General features: G+C 42.0%; 2 protein-coding genes. Both read right to left on the bottom strand.

The features are described from left to right. Positions 1-730, bottom strand: a 730-nt coding sequence (locus CXF78_RS20600) for an NAD(P)-dependent oxidoreductase (RefSeq protein WP_102037807.1), incomplete at its 3' end; no start/stop codon positions are given. Between the two features lie 597 nt (positions 731-1,327). Beyond that, positions 1,328-2,148, bottom strand: an 821-nt coding sequence (locus CXF78_RS20595) for a TonB-dependent receptor domain-containing protein (RefSeq protein WP_145991597.1), incomplete at its 5' end; no start/stop codon positions are given.

The raw sequence follows: 2,148 nt of genomic DNA, 5'->3' as shown, positions 1-2,148 counted from the left end.
AGGTGTGTATAAGGGACAGAGCAATAGAGAAGCCTAAATCGCTTACACCGTCTACTGCATAGTTTTTACAGAATTTCATGAACGGTGAGTTAGATGGACCCGCTGACATAATGTCGAACAGTTGCGCACGGTCAACACCGGCAAGATCTGCAACAGCAAAGGCTTGAGACATAGCACAAACAGTGGTCATACCCATAAAGTTATTGATTAACTTAGTTGTGTGACCTGCGCCTAATGCACCTAAATGGAAGACGTTTTCGCCTTGCTCGTCTAATACTGGCTTAACCTTATTAAAGGTTTCAAGATCGCCAGCTGCCATGATGTTTAATAAACCGTCTTTAGCGTGAGCAGGAGTACGGCCGAGTGGGGCGTCGATCATACCTGCGCCTTTTGCCGCTAGGTCTGCACCAATTTTACGCGTAGATGAAGGAATTGATGTGCCAAAATCAACCAGTACAGAACCTTCTTTAATACCCGCTAAGATACCGTCGTCACCATAAACCAGTTTTTCAACTACGGCTGATGTGGTTAAGCAAAGCATTACGATGTCGCTAGATGCTGCAAGTTCTTTTGCTGTTGTTACGGTTTTTGCACCGCGAGCAACGCATGTTGCAACCGCTTCTTTGTTAAGGTCCATTACATTTAGCTGATAACCTCTGTTTTGTAAGTTCTCAACCATGTTGCCGCCCATAAGGCCAAGGCCGATAAAACCGATGACTGGTTTTGTCATGTCTAACTCCTAAATATATTGGTAAATGCGTATTTCAATTTTATTCAGCTCACCGAATGTGCCGATGCGCTATGTAATTTGTTTAAAGAGTCATCTTGAGTTCAGGATCGTTATAAGCCAATTGAGTGGATTAATGCCCTTTCAAATGGTGTATTCCTTTTTACTCTGTAGAAAACGACTCATTATTTATCATTTAGTATTGCCGGACTGAAAATATCGTTAACAATAATGTTTACTTTAGCTTGAACTGGTTATCAAGTGGTATTACAAAATTGTAAGTAATACTAGTATTATTGTCAACCAATTATCTTGCCAAGGTTATACCAAAAATGTGATTGGTAAGCATAGTGCTGTTGGTTGTTAACTAAAACTAGAATTAATGATGGTTTGGTAGCAAGGTATCGCTATTTATTCGACATTTTAATCAAACAAGACAATTGTGTTAGCTGGCTCAGAACATCCGTAACGCGTTAAGACGCTGCTAGTGTCAGATCCATTTAACGCTCTAATATCGTTTGTAGTGACGGTCAATAATATTGTTGTCGTTAATGGTAGAGCCTATCAATTTGATAGGCTCTAGGTTAAGGCATCTGTTGATTAAAACTTAGCTCGAACACCAAGAGTGTAGCGACGGTCTGCTTCACTGTAAGCCCAGATAGAATCTAGCTCGGTGGTGTAAACAATTGGCTCACCCGTTAGGTTTACCGCATTGGCTACAACAGTGAAGTTTTCGTTGATATCCCAGCTAACTGAAAAATCAAGCTGGCCTCTATCTTCTCGGTAGCTGTTACCCACGGTAGGGTCGTAGTTATCAGCAGAAGGGTCATTCTGGTTGAAAACGTTATAACCTAAAGCGCCAACAGTTTGTACACGCTTGGTGCTTTGGTCGTCTAAATAACGGTCGCGCCAGTTGTAGGCTAAACGTAACTGAACTTCTTCACCTTCCCAGTAAACCTGAGTGTTAGCGGTATGCTTAGAAATATTCAGTAATGGATTGCCATCGGGTTGCTCACTATCTGCATAGGTATAGTTTGCGTTAACACCTAAACCTGCCCAAATGCCTGGTAAAAAGCTGAACTGTTGCTGGTAACCTAATTCCAAACCTCTGACTTCACCGCTACCACCATTTACATCAGTGTCGATGACGATACCGGTGCGACCTGCGGCTTTTTGAGCATCAACATACGCTAAACCTTGGTCTTGTGTGGCATTAACAATGTCACCTTGGCTTTGACCTGCGGTGTTAAGTAAACAAATATTGTTCCACTGAGTGGTATTTTGTCCGCTTATCGTGCCTGAGTCAGCTAAACAGCTACTGTCGGTTTGTGTAAACGAGTTAACGTCTTTATAGAAAATTGCCGCAGAAAGTAAACCACCGTCGCCGAAGTAATGTTCTACAGAAAGGTCATATTGAGTAA

It is taken from the genome of Shewanella sp. 11B5 (assembly GCF_002836795.1).
GTDB lineage: Bacteria > Pseudomonadota > Gammaproteobacteria > Enterobacterales > Shewanellaceae > Shewanella > Shewanella frigidimarina.
This window is presented reverse-complemented; position numbering and strand designations above follow the sequence as displayed.